General features: G+C 51.8%; 19 protein-coding genes. 2 read left to right on the plus strand and 17 right to left on the minus strand.

All coding sequences use genetic code 11. The features are described from left to right. Nucleotides 1-45: 45 nt before the first annotated feature. The 13 genes from AC15IQ_RS02235 to AC15IQ_RS02295 all read right to left on the minus strand — a co-directional run bounded on the left by AC15IQ_RS02235 (nt 46) and on the right by AC15IQ_RS02295 (nt 17,034). Nucleotides 46-258 (minus strand): hypothetical protein, encoded by a 213-nt coding sequence (locus AC15IQ_RS02235; RefSeq protein WP_483177024.1) that lies wholly within the window; start codon nt 256-258, stop codon nt 46-48. A gap of 70 nt (nt 259-328) precedes the next feature. Continuing rightward, nucleotides 329-982, minus strand: coding sequence for a response regulator (locus tag AC15IQ_RS02240; protein WP_483177025.1), 654 nt, complete (start codon nt 980-982; stop codon nt 329-331). Next, nucleotides 951-2,162 carry a sensor histidine kinase gene (locus AC15IQ_RS02245; protein ID WP_483177027.1) on the minus strand — a complete coding sequence of 404 codons (1,212 nt, stop codon included), beginning with the start codon at nt 2,160-2,162 and terminating at the stop codon, nt 951-953. The genes AC15IQ_RS02240 and AC15IQ_RS02245 overlap by 32 nt, the downstream gene beginning before the upstream one ends. A gap of 70 nt (nt 2,163-2,232) precedes the next feature. Further along, the gene (locus AC15IQ_RS02250; RefSeq protein ID WP_483177028.1) at nt 2,233-3,654 is read right to left on the minus strand and encodes a phosphohexomutase domain-containing protein; all 1,422 of its coding nucleotides are present in this window, start codon (nt 3,652-3,654) and stop codon (nt 2,233-2,235) included. A 116-nt stretch (nt 3,655-3,770) separates the two neighbouring features. Beyond that, nucleotides 3,771-4,886, minus strand: coding sequence for a non-hydrolyzing UDP-N-acetylglucosamine 2-epimerase (gene wecB, locus AC15IQ_RS02255; RefSeq protein WP_483177736.1), 1,116 nt, complete (start codon nt 4,884-4,886; stop codon nt 3,771-3,773). Between the two features lie 61 nt (nt 4,887-4,947). Next, entirely contained in the window at nt 4,948-5,358 is a 411-nt protein-coding gene (locus AC15IQ_RS02260; RefSeq protein ID WP_483177029.1) for a hypothetical protein, read from the minus strand. Between the two features lie 310 nt (nt 5,359-5,668). Next, a complete protein-coding gene (locus AC15IQ_RS02265) occupies nt 5,669-6,256 on the minus strand; it encodes a TetR/AcrR family transcriptional regulator (RefSeq protein WP_483177030.1) in 588 nt (195 codons plus the stop codon). Nucleotides 6,257-6,331: 75 nt separating this feature from the next. After that, a complete protein-coding gene (locus AC15IQ_RS02270; protein ID WP_483177032.1) occupies nt 6,332-9,457 on the minus strand; it encodes an efflux RND transporter permease subunit in 3,126 nt (1,041 codons plus the stop codon). Continuing rightward, nucleotides 9,454-10,593: an efflux RND transporter periplasmic adaptor subunit gene (locus tag AC15IQ_RS02275; RefSeq protein ID WP_483177033.1), complete on the minus strand. Its 1,140-nt coding sequence runs from the start codon at nt 10,591-10,593 to the stop codon at nt 9,454-9,456. The genes AC15IQ_RS02270 and AC15IQ_RS02275 overlap by 4 nt, the downstream gene beginning before the upstream one ends. A gap of 95 nt (nt 10,594-10,688) precedes the next feature. Continuing rightward, on the minus strand, nt 10,689-12,290 hold the full coding sequence (locus AC15IQ_RS02280) for a S41 family peptidase (RefSeq protein WP_483177035.1): 1,602 nt from the start codon (nt 12,288-12,290) through the stop codon (nt 10,689-10,691). 149 nt (nt 12,291-12,439) lie between these two features. Continuing rightward, nucleotides 12,440-13,585, minus strand: a complete 1,146-nt coding sequence (locus AC15IQ_RS02285; RefSeq protein WP_483177036.1) for a TolC family protein — start codon at nt 13,583-13,585, stop codon at nt 12,440-12,442. 105 nt (nt 13,586-13,690) lie between these two features. Continuing rightward, the gene (locus tag AC15IQ_RS02290; protein WP_483177037.1) at nt 13,691-14,632 is read right to left on the minus strand and encodes a copper amine oxidase N-terminal domain-containing protein; all 942 of its coding nucleotides are present in this window, start codon (nt 14,630-14,632) and stop codon (nt 13,691-13,693) included. Nucleotides 14,633-14,856: 224 nt separating this feature from the next. Beyond that, a complete protein-coding gene (locus AC15IQ_RS02295; protein WP_483177038.1) occupies nt 14,857-17,034 on the minus strand; it encodes a copper amine oxidase N-terminal domain-containing protein in 2,178 nt (725 codons plus the stop codon). Nucleotides 17,035-17,804: 770 nt separating this feature from the next. Between AC15IQ_RS02295 and AC15IQ_RS02300 the strand changes: the two genes are divergently transcribed. Both AC15IQ_RS02300 and AC15IQ_RS02305 read left to right on the plus strand, forming a co-directional pair. Then, complete coding sequence (locus tag AC15IQ_RS02300) at nt 17,805-18,368, plus strand: sigma-70 family RNA polymerase sigma factor (RefSeq protein ID WP_483177039.1); 564 nt, start codon at nt 17,805-17,807, stop codon at nt 18,366-18,368. 88 nt (nt 18,369-18,456) lie between these two features. Then, the gene (locus tag AC15IQ_RS02305) at nt 18,457-19,479 is read left to right on the plus strand and encodes an anti-sigma factor (protein ID WP_483177041.1); all 1,023 of its coding nucleotides are present in this window, start codon (nt 18,457-18,459) and stop codon (nt 19,477-19,479) included. 99 nt (nt 19,480-19,578) lie between these two features. Here AC15IQ_RS02305 and AC15IQ_RS02310 read toward each other — a convergent pair whose 3' ends face one another. The 4 genes from AC15IQ_RS02310 to AC15IQ_RS02325 all read right to left on the minus strand — a co-directional run bounded on the left by AC15IQ_RS02310 (nt 19,579) and on the right by AC15IQ_RS02325 (nt 26,413). Beyond that, complete coding sequence (locus AC15IQ_RS02310) at nt 19,579-23,181, minus strand: S8 family serine peptidase (RefSeq protein ID WP_483177042.1); 3,603 nt, start codon at nt 23,179-23,181, stop codon at nt 19,579-19,581. Between the two features lie 186 nt (nt 23,182-23,367). Continuing rightward, nucleotides 23,368-23,961 carry a hypothetical protein gene (locus AC15IQ_RS02315; RefSeq protein ID WP_483177043.1) on the minus strand — a complete coding sequence of 198 codons (594 nt, stop codon included), beginning with the start codon at nt 23,959-23,961 and terminating at the stop codon, nt 23,368-23,370. A gap of 140 nt (nt 23,962-24,101) precedes the next feature. Further along, complete coding sequence (galE, locus tag AC15IQ_RS02320) at nt 24,102-25,115, minus strand: UDP-glucose 4-epimerase GalE (protein WP_483177044.1); 1,014 nt, start codon at nt 25,113-25,115, stop codon at nt 24,102-24,104. Between the two features lie 95 nt (nt 25,116-25,210). Next, nucleotides 25,211-26,413 carry a nucleotidyltransferase domain-containing protein gene (locus AC15IQ_RS02325; protein ID WP_483177045.1) on the minus strand — a complete coding sequence of 401 codons (1,203 nt, stop codon included), beginning with the start codon at nt 26,411-26,413 and terminating at the stop codon, nt 25,211-25,213. Nucleotide 26,414: the final 1 nt, after the last annotated feature.

Genomic DNA, 26,414 nt, shown 5'->3' on the forward strand with positions numbered 1-26,414 from the left:
ATAGCTTACCGGTAAATAACATGATAAAGTATAAGTTTTCGGGAATTAGACCGTGTACTGCGAGAGGCAGGCCCGATGCTCCGGGCATAACAGCGGAATGGAAAAATACCGGCCGATTTCCTTCTCAACGGCCGGTTTGTTTCTTTCCTGGCGGCGCCTCCGTTTCATGCGCCTAGTGCCCTGAATGCTGCCTATAATCACAGCAGCCATAATAACTGCCCATACTGAAAAAACTGCCAATTTTAAGAAGAAAGCCATATAAATAACCTCCTTCAAGCCTATTGGTACATAATATGCTATCCGGAGGCCGAATCATTCCTGTTAATACCTAGTCTTCGTCATCCTCATCGATTACGATGTCGTTTCTTAGCGCATAGACTGCAGCCTGGGTACGGTCTTTGACGTTGAGCTTGCGGAATATGCTGGTAAGGTGGTTTTTTACGGTCTTCTCGCTGATGAAAAGGGCATCAGCCATATCTTTATTGGAATGGCCTTTGACCAACAGGGTCAGGACGTCCTTCTCTCGCTTGGTAAGTTTGACTTCATCTTCTTTTTTTTCATTGCGGGTCAGTTCTCTCACCAAACGGTTGGCTACTCGGGGATGAATAACGATTTCGCCGTCAATAACACGGTGGATGGTGTCGATCAGTTCGCTGCCGGCCACATCCTTGAGCACATAAGCCGACACCCCGGCCCTGACCATTTCCACCACCTCTTCATCCTCATAGATGGTCAGCGCAATGATGCGGGTCGAAGGTATCTCCCTCTTGATAACTTGTGTGGCCACAACTCCGTTGGTGCCTGGCATGTTTACATCCATCAGAATGATGTCCGGCTTTTCCTTGCGGGCGATGTTTATGGCCCCCTGACCGTCGCCCACTTCGGTGATCACCTCGATGGTCTGGTCTAGTTCCAGCAATTTGCGCAGTCCCTCCCTGACCAGAACATGATCATCCGCTATGACAACTCTTATTTGATCCATTATTGGCTTCCCCCTCCAACGGCACTGTTATCATCACCTGTGTTCCCTTGCCTGGTGCGGATATGATCTCCACTTCCCCACCTAACAACTCCACCCGCTCTTTCATGCCTATTATCCCGTAGCTCTCAGATTTACCGGCGGCCCTGTCCAAGTCGAAGCCGCGGCCTTCGTCTTTGACCACCAGGACCAGGCTGCGCCCCTTGTCTTCCATTTTAACCAGGACTTGTTTGGCCCCGGAGTGTTTGCGGATATTGGTAATGGCTTCCTGTACCATCCTGAGCAAGGCGATTTCTATTGAAAGCTCGTACTTTTTCGCGGCTCCGAAAACCACGAAGTCGATATCCAAATCATATTTGGTGCCGTAGTCGCGGAAGAACTCGCTTAAGGTGGTGCTGAAATTATCCTCATGCATCAGGGAAGGTTTCAAGTCGAACATCAGGCGCCGGATATCTGCCAGACTCTCTGAGGCCATCTGCTTAATATTATCGATCTCTTCATAGATGCGTTTTACATCGTTATCCCACAGGTGCTGAATCAGATCCAGGCGGATCATCATGCCAGCCAGGTTTTGGGCCGGGCCGTCATGCAGGTCTCGCGCGATCCTGCGCCTTTCGGCCTCCTGGGATTGTATTAGCCATATCCCCAACTGGCTCTTCCTGATGGAATCCTCGATGGTTTCATTTATCCTTTCGACATTTCCGCGCAGAATCTTGAGCGCGAAATTGGTGGAATTCAGATAGCTTTCAGCCTTCTTATTGATGGTGCGGAACTTGTTGATGCTGCGATCAAGTTCCTCCCGCCTCCTGCGCATATACATATCGCTCTGGCGCAGGTCTAAAAGCCTTAATTGCAATTCTCGTGCAACCTCATACGCCTTTTTGATGTCGCCCTCGGAAAAGGACCGGAAATGTTGGCTTACTTCGGTCAAGCGCAGTCTGGCCAGGCGTTCCAGTTTCTCGTGCTTTTGTATCTCTTCAATGGTGCGCCGATTCTCCTGATTAAGCTGTTCCAGTTCAACCTCCAGGTAGGCGCACTGCTGGCGGCTTTCTTCGGCTATATTAAAAATATCACCACGGCCTTGTTCCATGGTGTTAATTACTTGCAACAGGATCAAATCGAGTTGCTGCAATTGATTTGGTCCTGAATTTTCGTTTTGAATAGAACTTTCGTCGTTATTCATAAAATTCCTCCCCACAGCTGTTGATAATTTTTATTTAATAATGAAGAAAAACTCTATCCGCAACTCTTGATTATATGTGCAGAGCATCACACAGAGCTTGCTCGATATCCCCTAATTTCTGCAGATCGGAACTTTCAGTATAAATGCGCAAAACCGGCTCAGTATCTGAAAGTCGGGCCAAAACCCAACTGTCGTCGGCCAGTGACCATTTCATTTCCTCCTGAGCTGTGGCCGAAACTACTTTTATTCCGGCTATAGTCTTGGGACAAAAAGCCGATAAGCTCTCTCTGAGCAGAGTTTCCTGTCCCCTGGTTAAAACCACATCGCGACGGCGATTGACTACCCGCCCATATTCCTGATACAGTTCTTCCGCCAGAGCGTCACAGTGCTTGCCGCTGAAGGCCAGCATCTCAACTGCCAGGATGCAGGCCAGGATGCCATCCTTTTCAGGAATATGTCCCCATACACTCAAACCTCCGCTTTCCTCCCCGCCCAAAAGTCCTTTATACTCACGCATGGCCTGACTGACATACTTGAATCCCACCGGGGTTTCAATGGCCTGCAGGCCGTTAAGCCTGGCGATGCGGTCCAGCAGGTGGGTAGTGGCCACGGTACGTACTACCGGTCCTCGTACGGTGCGGGTCTTAAGCAAGTGGTCGAGGAGCAGGGAAATAAACAGGTTGCCGTTTATGAAACTGCCATCGTGATCGATGATGCCGAAACGGTCGGCATCCCCATCCAGGGCCAGTCCGATATCGGCGTTATAGCTTACTACCGCGCGCCGCAACTCAGCCAGATTCCTTTCCACCGGTTCCGGGGTACTATTGCCGAAGAGCGCATCACGATGGCTGTGTATGGCCTTGACCTCGACGCCCATATGGGTCAGATAGTTCTCCAGTAAACCCAGGCCGGCGCCATACATGGGGTCGACCACCACTCTGAGGTTCTTTCCTTTGAGAAAGTCCAGGCGCAGAAGCTTGTTCAAGTGGTTGAGGTAGTCATTTTCCAGCTCAATTTCCGCTAAGAGCTCAAGTTGAGCGGCTTCCTTAAGATCGATCTCGTAAACCTTGGCGCCATCACCCACCCGGCGTATCTCTGCCTCGATGGCCTCGGTCACATCCGGCAAGGCGGGGCCGGCATAAGCGGGTATGAACTTGACCCCGTTATAAAAGGCGGGATTGTGGCTGGCGGTTATCACTATAGCTCCGTGGGCCTCCAGATGACGCACCGCAAAGGCCGCCAGGGGCGTCGGAGCAGGATTTTTCATCAAATGCACTTTAATGCCGTTGCCGGCCAGGACCCGGGCGCACTCCCTGGCAAACTCGGGTGACATGAAGCGATTGTCGTAGCCGATGACCACACTTTTGCGAAGGCCTGTCAGGCTGCTGATATGGGCGGCTATAGCCTGGGCTACAATCCGCAAATTAGCAAAAGTGAAATCCTGCGCGATGATAGCCCTCCATCCGTCAGTTCCAAAACGTATTGATGTCATCTTTCTCCTCCAAACTTAGGCGCGAGTTGATCTATAATCCTTCAAGGTGTTTATATCCGGGCTTAAAAGTTTCGGTTGAATCATTCGGTTTAACCCCGCCCGGCCTGGCTTGCTGATCAGCCCTGAGCGCCGATGCGCACATACAGGAAGCTGACCAGCTCGCGCACGATCCTGCGAGCCGCTTTGCCATCGCCGTAAGGATTGATGGCTCGGGCCATTTTATCGTACTCACGTGGATCGGACAACAATTTCTTAGTCTCTTCATATATCTTACGCCGACTGGTGCCGACCAGTTTGACCGTACCAGCAGTCACCGCTTCGGGGCGCTCGGTGGTATCACGCAGGACCAGCACCGGTTTGCCCAAGGAAGGAGCTTCTTCTTGCAGGCCTCCGGAATCGGTGATGACCAGGTAAGAAGCGTTCATTAAATGGGCAAAGGGTTCGTACTCCAACGGATCGAGGAGATGGATGCGCGGCTTGTTGGACAGCATTTCTTCCGCTACATCGCGCACGATGGGGTTTCGGTGCACCGGGAAAACCACCGCTATGTCGGGAAACTCCTCCACTAGTTGCAGCAGAGCATGGTAAATCTCGCGCATACGCTCGCCCCAGTTTTCACGGCGGTGAGTGGTAACCAGAATCAGCCGTTTGCTCATATCGACTTCAGCAAATTCCGGCCCAAACTGATAATCAGCTTTGATGACGCTTAGCAGCGCATCGATGACCGTGTTCCCGGTAACCCAGATTTTGAATTCAGCAGTGGCCTCGGCCAGTAAATTCTCCCGTGAGGTGTCAGTAGGCGCGAAATGCAGTTCGGTGAGGCGCCCGGTCAGGGTGCGGTTCATCTCTTCCGGGAAAGGCGAGTACTTGTTGCGGGTGCGCAGCCCGGCTTCTACATGGGCCACCGGAATGCGCATATAAAAGGCCGCTAATGACGCCGCCAGGGTGGTGGTGGTATCACCGTGCACAATCACCAGGTCCGGTTTTTCCTTCTCTAAGACTTCCTTCAATCCAGTCAAGGCCCCTGTGGTGATACTGAATAAATCCTGCTGGGTTTCCATCAGGTTCAAGTCGTAATCGGGCTGGATCTGGAACAGGCGCAACACCTGGTCCAGCATTTCCCGGTGCTGGGCAGTAACCGTGACCACCGTATGAATATCTGCTACCTTCTGCAACTCCTTGACTACCGGGGCCATTTTGATAGCCTCCGGACGCGTGCCAAAAACGACCATGACTTTTCCTAAATACACGATGGTTCCTCCTGTAGCCTGGCAAATGCATTTACCAGCCTGTTTATTTCTTTAATGTTGATACCGGCACTATAGCGGTTATCTTAAATATCAGGCAATTCTTGAGCGGAAACTGTCGGTATGGAGTCTGGGCAAGCTTATCTTTCAGACGCTCAAAGTACTCCCCATGATCAGTGTCGTCTTCCAACTCAACATAGACCCGTATGCCATCCTTGGTCTGCTTCTGTTCATCAGTCACCAGAACCAAGAACACTCCCTTGCCGGTCTGCTTGAGATTGGCATAGGTGCGGTCGGCGCCAAAGCGCGCGCAGATAATGCGATCATCGCTAATCATCTCCAGGACCGTCAATACCGCTATATTAACATTATATTCGGAATCAACTGTACTTAAAGTGGTGGAAACAAGGTTGGCATTCAATAATTCTCGGGCTTTTCCTACCAGATCAGTCTGCAATTACCCCACCTCCTGGCTTGGTCATCAATTAGCATCATAGTAATACATTACCAGATTCAAGTCAAAAGCAAGCTAATACAGCAAATAGGAGGCGGTATTTACAAGGGATCCATCGAGAATTCCGCGCGCACAGAAGGCTCAGATTTCAGATAAAGACTGCAACCCGAGCCTTGTCCATCAGTTGCCCAAAATTTCTCTAAACGCGGGGACGTTTCGATGCCTGATTGTGTTTTTGGGCCGAATTTTTTCCCAAAAAAGTCCCCAAAAGACCCAGAAGACCAACCATAGGGGCGGAGAACCGCCCCTATGGTCAGTTTTTGATGCCTTCCAGTATGGTTGTGCTGATCTGCACGGCCAGGTGATGGGTATCAATTTCCACATCGTTCATTACTATATGGCTGGCGAAATAGGGAATCAGAGCGCACACCATGCGACTGACAATATCGACATCGATGTCAGTGCGTAATTCGCCCCGCTCAATGCCTGTCTCAATCATAGCCCGCACCTGTTTTTCCTTTTCCCCCTTAACCTTCAGAGCCCATTCCATCAATTCCTGGTCGATAGTATCTACCTCACAGAAGCTGACCCTGGTAAGCTGGCGATTCTCCTGAAAATAGCGCAGATGTCCATGGATCAGGCGGTGCAGTTGTTCTAATACAGGCGTCACCCCCGGTTCTTGGAGAGGGATATCCTCCTGTATCTTGCGCCATCCGGTCAGAAGAATCTCGGAGAAAAGCTCCGTCTTGCTGGCGAAGTACTCATAAATGGTTCCTTTTCCAGCCCCGGCCGCCTGCGCGATTTCCTCCATGCGGGTATTATGGTAGCCCTTCTGGGAGAACAAGCCAATGGCTGCCTCAATAATTGCTTCTCTTTTGCTGATTTTTCGCTGCCTTTCCATATCCCATGCCCTTTCCTGATGGTTTTGCCTTCCAGGCAGCCGGGCCGTCGAGCTGGCTGCCCCGGCAGGCTTGGCTTAAGCAGGTGGCCTTGCAACTGCTTTCCTGGCCCTCCGCCTGCTTTTGAAAGCATTGACCCAATCATCAAGTATGGTATACACTACTGGGACCAATACCAGGGTAACCAGGGTAGAGACCAGCAACCCGCCGATCACTACTATTCCTAAAGGTTGGAGTGACTCACTGCCTTCGCCTATTCCTACCGCCAACGGCAGCATGGCCAAGATGGTTGCCAGGGCGGTCATGAGGATGGGGCGCAAACGCACCCGTCCGGTCTCCAGTATGGCTTCTTCGCGCTCCATGCCTTCCTCGCGCATCTGTTTGAGATAGTCCACGAAGACGATGGCATTGGCCACAACTATTCCGACCAGCATAATCACCCCGATGAATCCGGGTACGCTTAAGGGGATCCCGGTCAGCAGCAGGGCTAGTATTACTCCGATAAAAGCGGTAGGCACTGAGAACATGATTACAAAGGGGTCGAAGAAAGATTCATACAGAATCGCCATTACCGAATAACAGAGTATTATGGCCAGAATAAGCGCCAGCACCAGGTTGATGAAAGTTTCAATCATCTCCTGGTCGGTTCCCACATATTCGACTGTGTAGCCGGCGGGGACATCAATCTCTGCCACTCGAGCCTTGATATCCTGCATAACGCTGTTTAAGTCGCGGTTAAACAAGTCGCCGGTTATCTGCGCGCTGCGCACCTGGTCGACGCGGCTGATAGAGATGGGACCCTGGGCAATCTCGAATCTGGCTACAGAGGAAAGTTTAACTAGCATTCCGGCCGGATTCATGATGGACAGATTGGTTAGATAGTCCATATCCTTCTGAGTGTTGGGATTAAACCCCACCTTGACATCTACTTCCTGCCCGTCGACCCGGTATTGCGTGGCCACTCTGCCCTGCATGGCGGCGCTGATCTCATTGGAAACCTGCATCGGGGTCAGGCCGAAGGCTGCAGCCCGGGCCCGGTCGATATGCACCTGCATTTCGGGTTTACCCTCGGTCAGAGTTGACACCACTTCGCGGGTACCAGGCACCTGGCGGACGATACCCGCTACCTCTTCGGAAAGCTGTTTTAAAACCTCCAGGTCAGCGCCGCGAATCTGAACGGTGATAGCGCTGGTCGACCCCATCATAGAGGCGGCATCAGCAGCCGAGACTTCTATCTTGGCACCGGCGATGTCCTGCAATGAGGTGCGCATTTTCTCGGCTATGGCATTAACGTCATCCTGACGCTCGTTTTTAGGGGTCAGTTTCACATAAAGTGTACCAGTATCGGTGCCTGAAGCCAGACTCATAGTCATCCCCCCGGAACTGCCCACACTGCTGAATATGGTCTGCACTTCGGGGAATTCACGCAGCTTGTCCTCGGCCTCTCTTATCAACTGATCCGTCTGGGCCAATTGATTGCCTTTATCAGTTTCGATGTTTACAGCAATCTCGCCCGAATCCATGCCGGGTATGAATTCAGCTCCCACCAGGGGTATGGCGGCACATGAAGCCACCATGGCTATAGTCACCCCAATGATCACTACCCGTCGTTTGCCCAGCACCCGGGCTAGTAAGGCCTGATAGCGTTCCCCAAAGCCATCCAGCCAATCTCCGAATTTCACGATCAACCGCGAAATAGGATTCTTAAGATTAGGCTCTGCAGCCATAACCTGATTGGTCAGCATTCGTGACGACAACAGCGGGATCACGGTCAGAGACACGATCAGGGAACAAAAGATGGCGAAACAGACTGTCATAGCCAGGGGCTTAAACAGAATGGAGGCGATACCCTCCACAAACGCCATGGGCAGAAAAACCGCCAGAATGGCCAGGGTGGTGGCAATGACCGCATTCCCCACCTGAGTGGCGCCTTTGCGGGCAGCCTCATAGGGAGACAGTCCCAGTGAGCGGTGACGGAAGATATTCTCGAACACCACGATGGAGTCGTCGACAATCCGCCCCAGACCCAAGGCCAGTCCGCCCATGGTTATAAGGTTGATGGTGTAATCGCTGAAATACATGACCACGAAAGTGGCAATGATAGAAAGCGGGATAGAAGTGAAAACGATCAAGGTGCTGCGGGCTTTGCGCAAGAATAAAAATAAGACCAGCATGGCCAAGAGTGACCCTTCCAAGATCATCCTCACTGTGCTCTGGATGGATTGCTGTATATATTGAGACTGATCCATTATCACGGCTATATCCAGGTCCAGGTTCAGTTCCTGCTCGATTATCTCCAGTTCCGCTTTTACAGACTCACAGGCTTTGACCGTGTTGGCATCGCTCTGTTTGAGGCAGTGTATGCCTACTGCAGGGAGGCCGTTGACCCGGGTGATCTGGGTCACGTCCTGGGTGGTATCCTCAATGACCGCTATCTCACCCAGATGTACGCTGCGTCCGTCCATAGTATTGATGCTGACCTGGCGGATATCGTCCAGGGATTTGAATTGCTGCAGGTTGCGCACGTACATCTCCCGGTTGCCCTGAACAACTTTGCCTCCGGAGACATTGAAATTCTCCATCTGCAAAACCTGTGTGACCTGGGATATAGAGAGTCCATAGTTTTCCAGTTTGACCGGATCTATGTCGACGCGCACCTCGCGGGTGTTGCCGCCGGTGATGACCACTGATGCTATTTCAGGAATGCGGGCCAGGCGGGGTTCAATAATATCTTCAGCTACAGCTTGCAACTGAGTTAAGTCGGCGGCGCCGCTGATGCCTATCTGTATCACCGGCATCATATTGGGATCCATTTTCACCACCATCGGCTTGGTGGCAGTGTCGGGCAGGAACCCTTCCACAAGACTGATCTTTTCGCTGATCTCTTGAGCGGCATTATCGACATTCATGCCCCAATCGAATTGCACGATGATTACAGAACTGCCTTCCGAGGATATGGAATCCAGTTGTTTTATACTGCTGACATTAGCGATAGCGCTCTCCAGGGGTTTGGTGACCTGGTTTTCCACTTCCTGCGGCCCGGCCCCGGAATAGGTACTCATTACCGCCACCACTGGGATCTCCATGTCCGGGTACAGGTCTAATGACAGACGTGAATAAGTAAAGAAGCCTAGAATAACGACCACCATCACCAGAATGGCCATGGATACCGGGCGGCGTATGGAGAACTCTACCAGTTTCATGCCTTACCCTCCTCGGCGGCCACTTTTACCAGGGTGCCGTCTGAAACCAGGGTGTTGCCTTTGACGATGACTTGAGTCCCCGGTTCAAGCCCGGCGGTAATCTGTATGAGGCGATCGTTGGAGATCCCGGTCTTAACCTCCAGGGGGCGGGCGCGGTTATCGGCATCCACGGTGTAGACCACGCTCTTGTCGGCTCTGGCAATAACGGCTTCAATCGGTACACAGAGGGTGTCTTCAGCCTGTTCAGTAGCCATCACCACTTCGGCAAACATGCCGGGACGCATCTGCGCCTGGGGCTCTTCTAGTTCCACCTGTACGGTGAAGTTGCGTTTCATCAGGTCGGCCATAGGATCCACACTTATGATCCGGGCCGCAAACGGTTCGCTGCCCAAGGAAGTTATGTAAACGTTGGCTTTACTGCCCGTCTTGATGAAATTAACATCGGACTCACTGACCAAAACCTCCACCTGCAACCGGGAGGTATCACTGACAACCGCCACCGGGCTCTGCGGAGAAGCGGTATCGCCCAGGGAAACCGATATGCTTCCTACTATGCCGCTGATAGGTGCGGTCAAGTTGCAGTTGTTAATTTGATCCTGCAGGCTGAGCAGGGCCGCTTCGGCTGAGGCTACACTGGCTTCTACTGCCCCCGCTGCCAGAGTTTCGTATTGTAAGCGGGCGGCCTCCAGGGCATTATCGGCGATGGCCCCGGCCTGGTGCAGCTCTTGCATACGTTCATAATTAAGGCGCGCATTCTCTAATTGCAGTTTATTGGAAACCTCCTGGGCGCGGGTGGAGGCTACCATAGCTTCGGCCTGCTTTAGTGCAGCCTGCAGCCCGGTGCTGTCCAAGCCCACCAGGGTCTGCCCCGCTGCTACACGGTCCCCGGGCTTCACCATAATCTGAGTCACCCGGCCCGGCATCTTGGGCATCACTGGGGCTTCATTGGCACCCCTGATTTTGCCGGCATAGCGTGCGCTCCTGGCAATAAACTGATTTTGTGCTACTGCCACATTCACTGTCAGCTCGGTTTCTTTGGCTACTTCCTGGCTTTGATTGCAGCCGCTGACCAGGGTAAAACTGGCCAATAAAGTGAACAACAGCAGCCAAACCTTCCACTGAGACCTTGTCTTCACAAAAAACCCTCCACTTCTCTACATTGCCGACTGACTGGTCGGTCTTTTAGAATTATACCTTTAAGCCTGTCCAGAGCACAACCAGGAATTGCAGCCTAGTTGCTCGTCATTTCCCGATAGTGAAGCACCGCAATAGCTGGCGGGGACGCATCCGCTCCGGCATTAGTCCTGCCATGCCATAAGAGCCAGTATTCATGGCCCGCTAAAACCTCTAATGGTCGCAGCCGCAGCAGATTTCCCAGCTGCTCGGTCTCAAAACTTATCCGCTCACCGCTTTGACTATCGATCAATTCCAGGCCGTCACTACCATGCGGCCCTTTCTGGTTGAGGCCGTCGATGCTCAGAATAAGCGGCTCATCCATATCCAGCTGGTAGTATTCACCCAAGAGGCGGTAATCGGGATAGTACACCGGCCAATGCCTCTTGATATCATAGCGGGAGAGTTCCACCGCGTTTTCAGTCCCGCCGCAACCATATTCCACCTGAAGGATGTTGAGTTCATCGGTAAGGCTGTTCCAGGCCTCCCAGTAGTCATCACGGCGGGCCACTTCCAGGTCCACCACAAATTTGCCGGCTCCCACCTCGATATAGGCTCTGCTGCAGCCCCCGACCGGCTGTGATAACAACAGCCAGGCTGCTTCCAGGGCCTGCTCAGAAGCCACCTCTACATCGGGGGCTACCCCTACTTGGTGTATTTTATGGCCTTGAGGAGAATAAAACTCGGCTACAGTCAGTTTTAATACATCACCATTCTCCAGGTTGAACATCTCCTGCATGGTGCCTTTGCCGAAACTGGTCTCCCCCACCAAGAGGGCGCGCTGATAATCTTTCAAGGCTGCCGCCAGCAATTCTGACGCGCTGGCGGTAGAGCCGTCCAGCAGCACTATCATCATTTCATCGATCATCTTCGCTTGGGGCCAGACTGGAAGCTGAAAGCGCTCCTCCTTCTGCTCCAGGACCATCATATTATTGACATCCATCAAGAATCCGGCCAGTTCCGCAGCAGTCAATATGTAACCGCCACTGTTGCCGCGCAGATCCAGTATCCATTGGTCACAGTCGGGATCCAGGGTGGTGATGTAATGCTCCATTTCAGAGGCAGTGTTGCTGCTGAAAGACCGCACCTGCAGATAAGCTATGCCATTATCCAGCTTTTGGCCTCGTACCGAGGGGATCGCCATATAGGCCCGCTTAAGGGTCAGGTCGAATTGTTCCTCACCCCGAACAATAGTCATTGCCACCCTGGTGTTCTCTTTGCCTTGTAATTTGGTCTGGACCTGATCCAGAGTCAGGCCTTGCACGGATACATAATCAATTCTCTTAACGAGATCTCCAACTTTGAGCCCTGCGGCTTCTGCCGGTGAAGCGGGCAGAATGTCAGTAACCAGAATTCCTTGGGGTGCCGTGTCCATGTAAATGCCGATCCCGCAGAACGAGCCGTCCAACTCGGCCATGAAAGAGTCATATTCTGACTGCTCCAGATAAATACTGAAGGGGTCATTGAGAGCTGCCACAATTTCTGGAGCGGAGCGGATTTTATAGATGCCGGGGTCAATCTTGCCGGGATAGTATTGTTCGATCAGATCTATGACTTCTGCCCTGACCCCAGACATTGCCAGGGCAGGTTGAGTCCAGAGCAGACTGCTTATAAGCACCACCACCAGCAGTACCCTCAAATTGATGCTAAATCTTACCATAAGGCCTCCATACCTTTTTGTACAATATTTATATATTCTGGCAATAGATTATTAATCCCTTTTATTAAAAACGACTGAGAGGGCAAGGCACCGGACTGGGCTTGCACAATAAAAAACCGGCTCATGGAGCCGGCGCAATAAATCCCAGATCACATTCCATTCTGCTGTTGAGCAGTGCCTCCAGCAGCACTGGACTGCATAAGCGCGCTATAAGTCCAGGGCTTGTCAAAAACCATTTTCCAGGCTCCGTGTTGAAAAGCGAGAGCATCCAGAGAATTCTGTTTGGCCTGCAGGGATAATTCTGCAGCCTGCACCTCGGTCTTGGTAATCATGCCCAATTCATACTTCAGTTGTTTGATGCGCAGGTCTTCCCGGGCCAGCCGTTCCGCTTCCTGCAAGGCCGCATAGTTCTGTTCCATGATCAACAGATTATTGTAGAGGGTGCGTATAAACTGGCTCATCTGCTCTTTGGCATCCTGCGCGCTGAGTTTGGCTTTGTTGGCATCGACTTCCTTGGCCTCATAGGGATCCTGACCCGGATAAGTAAAATCATATAGATCCAGCTGGATCTCAGCGATCTTGGCGGCCTGTTCAGCCATCCACACCGAAGGACTGGCATTCAGGGTCTTGGCTATCTTTTCAGACATTATCACCGGTTCCAGAGCACGATACTCCGGTTTATCCAACAGTATGGGCCGGGAAGCAGGTTCCAGGCCGATCAATTGATTCAGAGTAAGTAAGGCATTGTCTAACGACTGCCGGGTGGTTTCTAAATTGTTCTGAGCCGCCTTATACTGCACCTCGGCGGCAGTTTTATCATACTCGCTGGCCATACCCTGCTGCAAACTCAAATAGGCCACATTCTGCAGCCAGGCGGCCTGATTAAAAGACTTCTGGGCATACTCCAGCTCTTCGCCGGCCTTGATCACATCGGTATAGGCCTTATATGCGGCCAGAACCACTTTATCCTCTTCCATGGTCAGGTTTTTCTGCGCCATTCGATAGTACATGTCCGAGGTCACCAGGCCAGTATACAATTGCCCGGTTCCGTAATCGGTCATGCCACGAGGGATGTAGCTTAATTGTTTTGCAAGCTCGTCACGAACCTCTTCGCTGCGATTCACATCAAAAGCCGCCTGCCGAATAGCCTTGCTGTGAGTTAATGCCATATTCACCGCTTGTTCAAGGGTTAAACCCGGGGTCTCATTCCCGCTCCCGGCATCGGCAATGGCTGGCGCAATGCTGCTGAAGGCTAAAAATATTGCCAGCATTATTATAATGACCCTTTTGTGCATAAAAACCTTCCTTCCTGGAACTATATGTAACCTGATTATAGCCTCAAACCGACCGGCCGGTCAACTTTTATATGCGCCCGCTCAACCTTGCCATACCGGGGTTTATCAGTTCTTTGCCATGCTAATGATAACGGTGCGCATGACCGGGTCCCATTCTACCGAGGCGCCTAAGGCTTCGGCAATAGGAGCGATCGGCAGCATGGTGCGATCCTGCCAGATCTCCGGGGCCACATCCATATCGATCAGGGTTCCGTTATGATTAAGGGCCCTACTGCCAATCCAGATTTGCACCGTTTGATCACCTTTGCTCAGCACCACGCTGCGGGTCTCTGCAAGCCACTGAATATGTTCATCAACTATCCCCAGATTATTGGCCACAAAGCGCACCGGCAGATAGGTGCGGTCATCTTTAATATAAGGAGCTACATCCATCTCCGCCTGCTGTTTACCATCCAGGCTGTAAAACGGGCTACCGATGGTGAAAACCACGTGTTGCTGAGTTGGCTGTGGGGCGGGTTCGGGATCAGGATCCGGAATCGGCACTGGCACCAGTTTATAAGGCACCCTGGCGAACAGGTAGCGCCCCCCGCTTATGTTCGAATCCAGCGGTTCAATAGTCACTTCAATGTCGCCCAGGAAGTCCTTTACGGCAAATACCAGCGGAATCTCCAGACGGGAAACCTCGGTCGGGTCAGTGTCGACAAAAGTCAGTTCAACCGTACGTGCGTTACGCAGGATGGCCTCCACCGTACAGTTCTGACAGATCAGGTATTCACTCTTATAGCTGGCTCTGCCGCTGGAATCACTAGCCCATTCCACTCCCAGTGGCAGAATTATTTCGAATGTGTCCCCAGTCTGGATCTGATCCGGAAAATCTTCCTTCTCAGTTATAGTCAGATCAGTACGCGGATATCCAGAGTAGTCCTTGGCCACTGATACCGCCCGGTTAACTGAATTGCTGGTTTCAGCTTGGACCAGGCCTGGTGCGGATAGCAGCATCAGTAAGGCTAGCAGCATGATCATTAACCTTCTAGATGGCAAAATCATTATTACTACCTCCTTCATTTAGCTTTACGTTTCAAAGAAGTTTTCCTTTCTCTCCATTTTATCTCACTTTCCACAACCAATCCCAGGGTCAGCAGCCATTTTGTGCGATTGAAGACAAATTAATTACAAACCCTGATTAGACCGCGCCTAAACCTAACGCAGCCAAAGAAGAGAGGCCCGCTTGCCGGGCCTCTCCTGTTTTCAGGTATTAGACTGTGTGTGTATTACAGAGTGATGGTTGCAGTCTGAGTAGCTGCATCCCAGGCCACATTTGCTCCGAAAGCCTCGGCTACAAAGCGGATGGGCAGGCAGGTGCGGCCAGCAGCGGTGATCTCAGGAGCAGTATCCATGGTGATGGCTGCGCCGTTGACCAGCATGGTGGTGCTGCCGATCTTAACTTGAACAACTTTGTCGTTCTTCATCAGGGTTACGGTCTGGTTAACTGCATCCCAGATGATTCCATTGTCGCCAATGCCCAGGCCATAGGCCACGAAGCGCAGCGGCAGATAGGTGCGGTCATTCTTGATGTAAGGAGCCTGATCCATCGCAGCCTGGTCAACACCGTTGATCTGGTAAATAGTGTTGCCGATCACGAAGGTAGCTACTGCATAGGCATTGGGGTCAGCCGGGGTCACAACCTTGGCTGCGACAACGTTGATGCTGCCAGTTACAAATTCGCCTTCTTCGATAGTGGTAGGATCATCACCAGCTGCACGGCTGTTTTCGATTACAGCAGTTCCGCCGACTTTGATCTTCAGGTCGCCCTCAGGGATAGCACGGTTCAAGGTGATCTTGATATCGGAAACCTTGATGGTGCTCAGCTTAGTGCCTTCGGATTTGATGGGGATATCAAGCTGGGTGTCGCCAACTATACGTACGTTAGCCTGGCTGATTTCCAGATTGCCATCGGTTACGGTCACTGTCGGGGTGGCTGCAAAAACAGCGCCTTCGGTCAGGGTCAGGGTAATTCTGCCATTGGATTCTTCATAGTTGAAGAAATCGGCCGGACCTTCCCGGTATTCATTGCTGATAGAATTCTTCTTGCCTTCGACCAGGGTCAGGTCAGCCACCGGCTGGCTCTGAATACCGATCTTGACTTCGTTGACTTTGTCGATGCTGGGGATAACCGGAGCAACGGCCTTGGCGATTACCAGGCTGGTCTCTTCCACGCCAGCGCCAAAGATTTTGGCTTCGATGTCGCCGGTCTTGTTGCCTTCAATGCTCAGGGTAAGCTTGAATTTCAGTTTGGCAGCGCTGGTGGATGCGGTATCGATGGGGATATCCACATAATTGTCATCACCGGTTACTTCAGGGTCATCGATTGCAAATCCCGCTCCGGTTACGCTGACTTCTTTAAACTCGGTGATCTTGACCCATTCGGGCAATTCCACTGTCAGGTCGCGGTTGTTGAGCAGGGTATTGGCAACATTTTCTTCAATGAGGATGGTAGCGGTTTTCTGTTCAAATTTCCCTGCGATCAGTTCATTGACTTCGTCAACTTCGGCTTTAACGCCCCAGTCCACATAATTGGCAATGACCAGGTCGCCGTCAAAAACCTCACCATTTTCGTCATCAACCTTGATGCCCACTTCTACTTCACCGAAGGATGCAGAGCGGTTGGGATTGACAGCAGTCTCGATATAAATAGTTCCGCGCTGATCGCTGCCCGGAGCTGTAAATTCGATTGTCAACTCACGGCCATCGACATCTACATCAGTACCTGTAGCGCCGGTGAATCCACCGCTGAAGCTGACGTCGATGTCGCCTTCTACCCAGCTGAAGTTACTGGGAAGCTTAACGACAACTTTGGCATCGCCATAGACGGTACCAACAGCTGATTCTCTCAGTTGGATGGTGCCAGCCTTGTTGCTGGAGTTTCTGGAAATCTTCTTGACTGAGTCAACTGTGGCGGTCATGTCGCCTTCAGCAACCCGGGCAAAATTATAATCGCCACCGGTTACCGCAGAATCCAGAGGATCGACTGTTACTGCCAGGGTGCCAGTTGCGCCGTCAACCTCAAAAGCCAGGGGAATCTCAATGGTGTCTTGTGTAGCAGCCATGTTCCGCATGGTGACTTCAACAACCTTGCTGGATATCTTTTCGGCTACAAAGTTGGAGCCAGTAACATCAATATTCATGTCGTCGGTCCATTTTACCCCACTGGGCAGAATCAGTTCGAAAACATCGCCATCCTCGAAATGACCGGGGAAATCGCTGTCTTCTTTTAGTGTCAGCACGATACCGGAAGCTTCACCGGCTTTCGTCACATAATCATCAGCGACGCTGATAACCTTGTTGATACTGTTGTCGGATTTGGCCTGGGCTACGCCAACGCCTACAAACATAGTTGCCAGCATGGTGAGTACCAGCAATAATGCGAGTTTGCTCTTAAATTTACGCAATTTGTTTTCCTCCTTGTTAGAATTAAGTATGAATGACTTCCTAATAAAGTCGAGGTGATCAGAGTGTTTCACTCTGTCTTTGAGGTGATCTTCACTTGAAAGCTAAAGCTCAGCTCTTCCCTCCTTTGGCGGCCGGGTAAGGTTTTCCGGCTTTTTTCTAGTCCGGCATTTTGCAACTCTTTTGGTAATTTGCTGGACTACCTGTTTTATTTAGACAACCGCCGGGCAGAATTTGTTCCCAGTGAGCACAATTTTTTTCAAATAAAGCAAGCATCTTCTGTCATTACTAAATATAGATAGTTGTCCAATATATATGCCCTTTTCCTAGACCACTAAGGCAACATAGGGGTTTTGGGGGGATGTCTAAGCAATCGTAAATTAGTGTTTCCGCTACGGGTTTACTACTGAAGTTGCCTCTATTACTCGGAAATTAAAGTTTCCGCTACCGCAATCTACTTGCAAATGGAAACTGGCAATCGGAAACTGTGTTTCCACTACTGCTTAACTTTTACAAGGGCGGCAGTTCCTAATATTATTCAAGGGGTTAAGTGAATCAGTCGTTTTCTTCCATGTTATAATGTATAAACCTGGATGCAGGAATGTAAGTTATCATAGAATGGTTTACCATGGGCAAGAACTTTGATGGACAATGATAATAGATAATAGAAGAATTTTTTTAATAATTTAGGGACCCCAGGGAACTTTTTACCTGGTGGCAATGTCTAATAAACTAACCAGGCACAAGCCTGGAGCCGGGAGTTGTACTTAACTTGGTTCCGGTAAATGATCTGATAAAAGCGGCTCAGGGGGGCAGCAGGGAAGCTTTCGAGGAACTGGTGCAATTGTACCAGGATCGGGTCTTCACCCATTGCAGCCACCTGGCCAACCATAATTTCGACGCTCAGGATCTGGCCCAAGATGTGTTTGTGCAGGCTTTCAGGAATATCCGCTCCTTCAGACAAGAAGCGGATTTCGGCACCTGGCTGCACCGCATCGCCATCAACTTGTGGATCAATTACTGCCGCAAAAACAAAAAGGCGATAGTCCTATCCCTGGATGAACCCCTGCTTATGGGGGACAGTGAACTGAGCCGTGAACTGGCCGCCACTCAGGATTCGCCTCTGCAAGTCCTGGAGCGGGCTGAGCTGGAGGATCTCCTCAAACGGGCCTTAGACCGCATCCATCCAGACTATAAAACTGCTCTGGTGTTGCGGGAGATGGAAGGCTACAGTTATGAAGAGATCGCCTCTCTGGTGGGGTGTTCGCTGGGAACGGTGAAATCCAGGTTAAACCGTGGGCGCAAGGCGTTGCTGAAGGAACTCAAGCCTCGCTAGTCCATAAGGACCGATGGGTTGCCGGTAGTGAAGTGAATCATTTATGATGACTGAAATATAGTATTGATAACAAAAAGGCGTGAATAGCATGAACTGCAAGGAATCCAGACAACTTATATCGCCTTACTTGGACGGGATGCTGGAGAGCAAGGAAAGAATGACCTTGCAGCAGCACCTCGATCATTGCTCACTGTGCCGCGAGCATTATCGGGATCTATCTCAGATGTCCAGCCTGCTGCGTTCTATGGGCAAGGATATCAAGGCTGCTCCGGCCGGTTTCACGGATGCGGTCATGCTGGCGGTGCAGCAAGAGGAAGCCGCCGGGATCAGACCTAGGGTTGGGTCTGGCTGGGTGCGGAAAACATGGAAAAAGTTGTTGCCTACGGTTGCTGCTGCAGGATTGCTGGTGTTCGCCTCGGTCAACGGTTTTGTTGCCGATAATCCACCAATGACACCAGTTGCCGTGCAGGAAGAGCCGCAAGCGCAATACTCTGATCCGCCGCCTTCCAATGCTACAGTGCCGAATCAAACTGCCCCCTCGGATAACAGATCCGTTTCACCCGTTGCGCCCAATGAAGCAGCACCTGATTCGCCCCGGGTGATTGCGGAGAATCCTCCGGAAAATGGGGGTAATGTGGCAACTATGCAGGCCACCCCGAACCAGGTCTTGTTGAGTGCGGAAAATCGCAATATCCTTTCTACTATGCTGGTGATGCGCAGTCAAAGTGATCCCAGCACCATGTTTGATCAGGTGCGTTCCATCGCATCCCCATACGGGGCCACTACTGAGCGGCTGGGACAACAGGTCAAAGACGGAGTGAACTATAATCTGTTTAAATTGGTGGTAGAGCGCAGCCAGAACCAGGCCTTGACTGATAGCCTGGCTGCACTGGGAACCGTGACCAGCCGAGACGTTGATACCCAGGATATTTCCCAGGCTTATACTCAAGCCCTGGATCAGTTCCTCAGCTTAAGCACTCAACGCGGAGAAACCCAAGACCCGGTCAAACTGAAACAGTTGGACCAGCAGATCGCGGCCTTGCAGCAGCAACTCGGTGATTGGAGGCAGAAGGCTGGTGCGGCTACCATAGTGTTATGGGTTCAGAATTAAGCATAATATCGAGTATAACAACACGACGCAAAAACAAAGGCCATCGCACTGATGGCCTTTGTTTTGCATCTTCCCTCCTGACGCATCTAAGGCTGCATCTCATTCCAGGTTTGATATCAAGAAAACCACTTCCTGGCGCGACACATAATTGTGCGGTAAGAATACGCTGCGCCAGGATGCCGGCCATGATCCGCGCTTATACCCGGCAATGATGGCATCCCGGGCCCAGTCCGGGGCTAACCCGGAGTCCTGGGCCGGCTGGGCAGCTGGGCCCCGACCTGAAATCCCCAGCTGATACAACCGGTCCATGATTATGGCGATTTCGCTGCGGGTGGCGGCTTTATTAGGACGAAATGAATGATCTTCATACCCTACTATCAATCCCGCTTCATAAGCGGCCCCGACCAGCCCTCTTCCCCACCAGGGGATGTCTTCTGCATCGGTAAACCTGCCCGCCCCTGCGCTCGGCTTCAGGTGCAGATAGCGCCCCAGCATCTCTACCAGTTCCAGTCGGGTAACGCTTTCATACGGCCTGAAGGCCCCGTCAGCATAGCCTTGGATCACTCCCCGATCCGCCAGACTGATCACCTTTTCTCGCAAAGCCTGGTCCTCTATATCCATGAAACGGTTCCCTGCGGTTGGAGCGGTATATGAGGTTACTTCACATTGGCGGGCCATTAGCGCACCATTCTGGGTGTTAATGGCCACCACGGTCACAAAGCTCTCATCCGGGTTTTGGAGCAAGAGCAGGCCAAATCCGCCATCTACATCAGGCTGCACTGGAACCCGGCTGCCATCCTGACGGTATATAGCCAGTTGATCTGCATCGCTGTGGCCCTGAATTATCAAGGTGTGATTGAGATCTTGGACTGAAACATTCAAGGCGGGGGCGGGAGAGCCTGGATCTTTATCGCCCTCGATAGCGGCCAGATAAGGCTGGCCATTTTCTCCTGCCAGGGTGCTTATACGCACCTCACGGTTCTCGATCATATCCTCGGGCTTAAGGAGGTAGCCTGCACTGCTTACCAAAGATGAGGGCAGCCACTGATAGCTGCTGCCATCACTCATTACGAAGCGCTGAGTTACACTTTCGTATTTTAGCAGGGTTTTGGTTGACCTCTCCGCGATGGTGGCTATGTCCAGGCGCAATGCCTCCTCGCCTTGTCCCTTCATCAACACTCTCACCCAGGCACCCACCTCAAAAGCGGGCCTTGGCATCAGGCTGCCCCAACGGTACGTTTTGGTCTGACGGTCCAGCTGGCACTGCTGGATCTGGTTGTCCTTATTAAATAAATAGAGGGTTTGGGTATTCTCATTAAAATATATGACCCGCCCATAAACCACCCGGCTATAAGCCTCTAGCTGCACCCATTGCGAGGAACCGGGCAGGCACTGGGCTACTGCGTAATCACCGCTTTGAATATCCTTCAGTTTGGCCGCTTTACCATCCCGATATATGCTTGCACCCGGGAAAAGTTCATAAGAAGCTCCATGGTTAAGTTCTATGCTGCCTTCTTCAAGGGACAGAGTGGAAACTCTGCCAATTACCAGGTCTCGCTGTACGGTAATATAATTCACCAGACGGGTCTGCGGAGTAATCATCATCTTGACCTTCATCCCCGGCAGAAGCCCGTCTAAACCTACATTGTCGGCGAATCCATAGGGCATGGCTTCAGCCACACTATCAATCAGGTTGTTGCTAACAACGATAGCGCCCCCTGGATACAGTTGGTATGACTGGTCGTCGTTGATCAGCCAGATTTGCCGGCGGCTGACATCGACCCTTTTGATATAGCCCTCCACTTGACGAGCGGAAGCCTGTACCTGCCACAGCGTCTGGCCTAGCGGATTTACTACCGCGTTTATGTGAGCCCCGGTCTCAAATGCCTCAACCTGTTCAATGGCATGCCCGTTGACCTTGACCTGACCCGTTTTATTCCATGCGTAGGGCAGATAATAACCGCCTGCCCTGGCCACAGGGTTGGATTCCATAATAAAGCTGCCGGCTGAAGTGGTCAGCATCTGTGTCCCGCTGCTCTCCCAGGCCTGCAAAAACAGATAGGCATGTTTCTGGTTCCAGTATAATTCTCCTCCTGCTCGTGAGCTCGGCAGGCCGGCCGGCTTTGGCATATCAGATTGGTATTCTAACTTATTGGAGAAGGTCCTGCCACTTTTGACCCGAAGGGAACCTCCATCATCGGCAACCACCGTTTCATGCTGCATGGCCTGACCGTATGCCAGCGCATAATCCTGATGAGCATAAGCCGCATCCAAGCTGGCTGCATTTACATATACGGTATACTCGCCTGGCTTGGCATGGGCTATTACTACCTGTTCAACATTATTGACATCATCGCTCCGGCCGCTGCCAAAAAAATCGTTGCCCCGGTAAAGCCTTCCCTCGGGGTCTTTGACCAGGAGGTCAAGATTATTTACCAAAGCCCGCTTAGCTCCTGCAGGCGGGGGAGGATCAGTCCAGACCAGAGTCGCTTTGAACAGGCTTTCGGCTTCTTCAACGCTGATTCGATATTCCCGGGTCTGTTGCGCGGAAATGCTGCTCTGGTTTACATATTCAACTGTGCGGTCCTGGAGGGGGAGGATGGTCCCGGCCAGGTCTAATATGCCAAATCCCTGAGAAGAGACTGTTTGGAGATCAAAGCGGGCGCCGTTGATCAGCAGCGCTTTAAGCAGAGCGGCACTGGGATTGTCCAAATGGCGATAGTCTTGCAGGTATTGGCGCAGCAAAGCCACTCCCCCTGTAGTTACAGCAGAGGCCATACTGGTGCCGCTCATCAACGTATAAAGCGGGTTGCTGTCAAAGTTGCCTTCTGTGATACTTGAGCAGGCCGCTATGATATTTGTGCCGGGGGCCAGCAGATCCGGTTTGATGCGGCCATCCGCAGCGGGGCCGCGGCTGGAAGAATTTGCTATTTTACTGGTGTCGGTGCATTCCATATCCAGCCCCGGACGCGGTACCTGAGCAGCCCCTACCACCAGGGCGTTTTTGCTGTTGGCCTCAGCGCTGAGGGTCTGCATGGCCGGACCATTATTGCCTGCTCCTGATATGGCCAGGAAATCGGGGTGATCTGCTATGTAGGAGTCTATCTGCCGACTCTGGCTCTGATAACTGTTGCCGGGAGTGCCCCATCCGTTTACATACAGCCGCACCCCGGCTGCATAGGCGGGATCATACAACTCGCTCAATAGGGGGGGAATTGTCAACTCACCTTGCTTATTCAACAGAGCTTGGAAATAAAGGGAACTGCCCGGTGCTATACCTGTAAATCTTCCCTCTGATGATTTCCCGCTGCCTACCAAGATTCCCGCCATATGCGTACCATGACCGGAGGGATCGTCAGGGATGTTGCGTCCGCTAACAGATTCCAGCGCAGCGATGCGCGCCGCATTATCAGGTGTATTCCTCAAGTCGGGGTGGATTTCGGCTAGATCGCCGCTGTCCAAACCAGAATCGGCAATACCGATCAGTTCGCCTTTTCCGCTCAATCCGCCGGGGACGATCAGGTTTCCCCTGGTAAAAGGGGCGGCATTCACAATTTCAGCCGCCCGGTCACTGCATAAGACTGGCTCTGGCAGCTGTGCTGCTTCGAGGGGGGAGGTTATAGAGGTGCACAACATTATCAAGAGCAAGACCCAGGAGAGCACAGCCCGTCCCGGTCTAACCGATCTATCTATCATCGACATCATATTTCTCCGCTCGTTACTAGGCTGCTATCAAACAACCAGGTTTATAATTTCCAGAATCGGTATTTCTTGAATTGATACAAGATAAGTCTGAAACCGGGGTCGACAAATGTATTCCAACTGACATTTATATCATATTACGAGTAATTCTGTAATCAGCTTGCGCTTTCCTGCCGTTAATTTCTGCTATATAGTATTAGCCCCTCCATTTCTGCCCGGTTTTCCCAGGCCATTGTGGATCAGATCCAGGGACCCGGCTAAGAGACGCGCGGCCTTGAGCAACAACTGCTCCCGGTTGAGGTTCTTTCCTGATTGTTGCTGCAAAGCGTCATATAGCTGCCTGCCGCTATGCATCTGCTGTATCACATGATTAATGCTGCTCAGCACTGATACTTCCATCCCGTTGCGTATCCGCAGGATAGTGCCCCCACCCTCCTTGGGCTCCAGGTCCGCTATGTAGCGCCAATCCATGTAACCGTAACAGCAATCATCTTTGACCCGCGCGGTCCTCATCTTCACCGGTATGAACACCCGCTCATGGTTGAGGTAAAAAGGCAAGAGCTTGCGCCTCTGCAGCGAGGCTCGCAGTTGCCGGCCTTGTTCTTTTAAGTCCATTACATAACACCTGGCTAAGGCCTTCTTAACAGTGCGCACATTGCGCTCATCCTTTGATATTGAACCATCCTCCAGCAGCAGCCGGGTTATGTCCCCATTCTCCTCGTAAGCGGGGATGAGGGCGATGATGTTTTCCCGGACTGATTCTACCGTTCCATAGGACATGGATATCTCACCTCATTTCAGTCAATGACGTGGTGCTTGTCACCGTCCTAAAAAATCCAAAGGTGTGATATCTTATTCTAGTTTTCCAGCCGAGGTGCCAACTTTTTCCTGTTACGGTCACCACCTAAAAGGCTTCCCCTTCACCAGTTCTCGCTGTTATGCCATCGCCAGGCAGAATCCACAATGTCTTGCAGGCAGGGGTAGCGCGGCTTCCAGTTTAATTCTTCCCGGGCTCTCTGCGAACTGGCCAGCAGAATACTAGGATCGCCGCTGCGGCGTGGTCCGATATCGTAGGGCAGGGTTTGGCCGCAGCAATGCTCTACTGCCGTTATCACCTCACGGACTGAATGGGGCTGCCCATTGCCAAGATTATAAACCCGCTCTTGCATGGTTCCCGCTAACAAGGCCTGTAAGGCCAGGAGATGGGCCTGGGCCAGGTCGCTGACATGGATATAATCGCGCAGGCAGGTCCCATCGGGGGTGTCATAATCATCCCCAAAGATGGTGAAACGGTCCCTTTTGCCCATAGCCCGCAGTATGACCAGAGGAATGAGGTGTGATTCCTGGCGGTGTTTTTCCCCAATCAGACCGCTGGCATCAGCACCGGCAGCATTGAAATAGCGCAACGATATGTAGTTCAAGCCGTAATTGACCCGGTAGCGAGGCAGCATCGACTCGATCATCATTTTGCTTAGGCCGTAAACATTTGTTGGCTGCAGGGGATGGTCCTCCAAAATGGGGTTTTGCAGCGGCTGACCATATACCGCCGCCGTAGAAGAAAATACCAGTTTATCCACCTGATGGCGTCTTAAGCTATTCAATAGCAAGATGGTCTGAGCGGTGTTGTTGGTAAAGTACTTGGCCGCATCCTGCATGGACTCTCCCACCTCACTGAAAGCAGCCAGGTGGATGGCCGCTTCAATAGGGTGTTGTTGGCAAATTTGGTCCAGCAATAATTGATCTCCACAGTCCCCCACGGTCAAATAAGTCTTTCCGGCACCGCTAAGATCGGCCAGCAGATTAATGATAACCTCTACCGCTTTACGGTTTCCAGTGGAGAGATTATCTAGAATCATAACATCGTAGCCAGACGCGGCAATCTCTTTGACTACATGTGAGCCTATATACCCGGCCCCTCCGGTTATCAGAATCATCTTTATTCCTCCTATTATGCGGGCGCTCCGCCGAAATATTGACCTCGGAAAAACATGGGGACATTTTTATTGCTTCCCCAATGTTGCCCATCTTCCTATTGCTTTTTTTGCCTGCCTGCCATCTCTTGCCCGGCCCGATAGAGCAGATAGAGGGGCTGCCACCAGCGCCGCCCGGGTTGGGAACTGCCGACTCTCCAGTGAGGTACCGCCCTGGGGTCAAACAAGTAGTACCCCAAAACCCGGCCCTTGTCGCGGTGTTTCAGCGGCAGCAGCATGTAAGCCATGTACTGTCCTCTTTTGCTGACCGGGCTGAACAGGCGGCGGCGATAAAAGGCATACTCCCCGGGAATCGCTTTTCCGTTCCAGAATGACTGCCACGGCGGCACCCCCTCAGGTTTAAGCCCGGTCTCATCCTCCACCATGCGCAAGACAACGGCGATGGCCTTGCGAAAGTCAGGTGTACCGGCCATCTGGCGAATAAGATCCCAGTCCAGTTCTAACCCCAATGTCTTCAGCATAAGGCATATATCCAGAAACCACTTCACCCCTTGAAACTGATGGTGTAAGGCGAAATGGCTGACAATATGCAGGAATTGCATCTCCCAGCCCAGCGCGTTGAAATCCCAGTCCCCGGCCCGGGTCCGACGCGTATAACTCATCCAGGGGTATGCTTCGATGGGAAACAGTGCTTTTAACGGAGAACCTTCCCATAAACCATCTATCCCCCAGTGTATGTCTAAATTGATCTTAAACTGGCCCAGATTCCTGGAGTATTGCATCTCGCTGCAGTAGGTTTCAGCGATCTGTTGGTAATCCTGCAGGGATCCGCGAAAATCGGCGGTCATCTGCGCCTGGTAACCCAGCCCCCGCAAAATATCCCGCACCCGTGCATAGTCGCTCCGTCTGATGTATATGTCCAGATCGCTGATCGGACGCAGAGCACTATTAGGGTACAGTCCTTCCACCAAAGAAAAACCCTTTAAGACCAGGTAAGGGATCTGCTCTGCTTCCAAGCGGGAAGTTATTTTTATACCTTCCCGTTCGTAAAGCGCAGTTTGCAAGGCAATCATCTGGGCTGGCTGCTTTAAGGCCATTGCTAAATGGGGGGAAAGGTTCCATTCCGGGCGGCTTCGGATTTGATGATACACGAGGCCCGCCAGCCCATGCTTGGTGATATCCTGGGCAACGGCCTCCTGGTCACATTCCAGCCATTGCCGTTGTAGTTCGGCAAGGGGTAAGCTGCCAAACAGTACTTTTAAAAATGTACGTATAAATTCATTATTACTAGCTTTGGGCATG

It is taken from the genome of Syntrophomonas sp. DTU019, from assembly GCA_913757435.1.
In the GTDB taxonomy this organism is placed as follows: Bacteria; Bacillota; Syntrophomonadia; order Syntrophomonadales; family Syntrophomonadaceae; genus DTU019.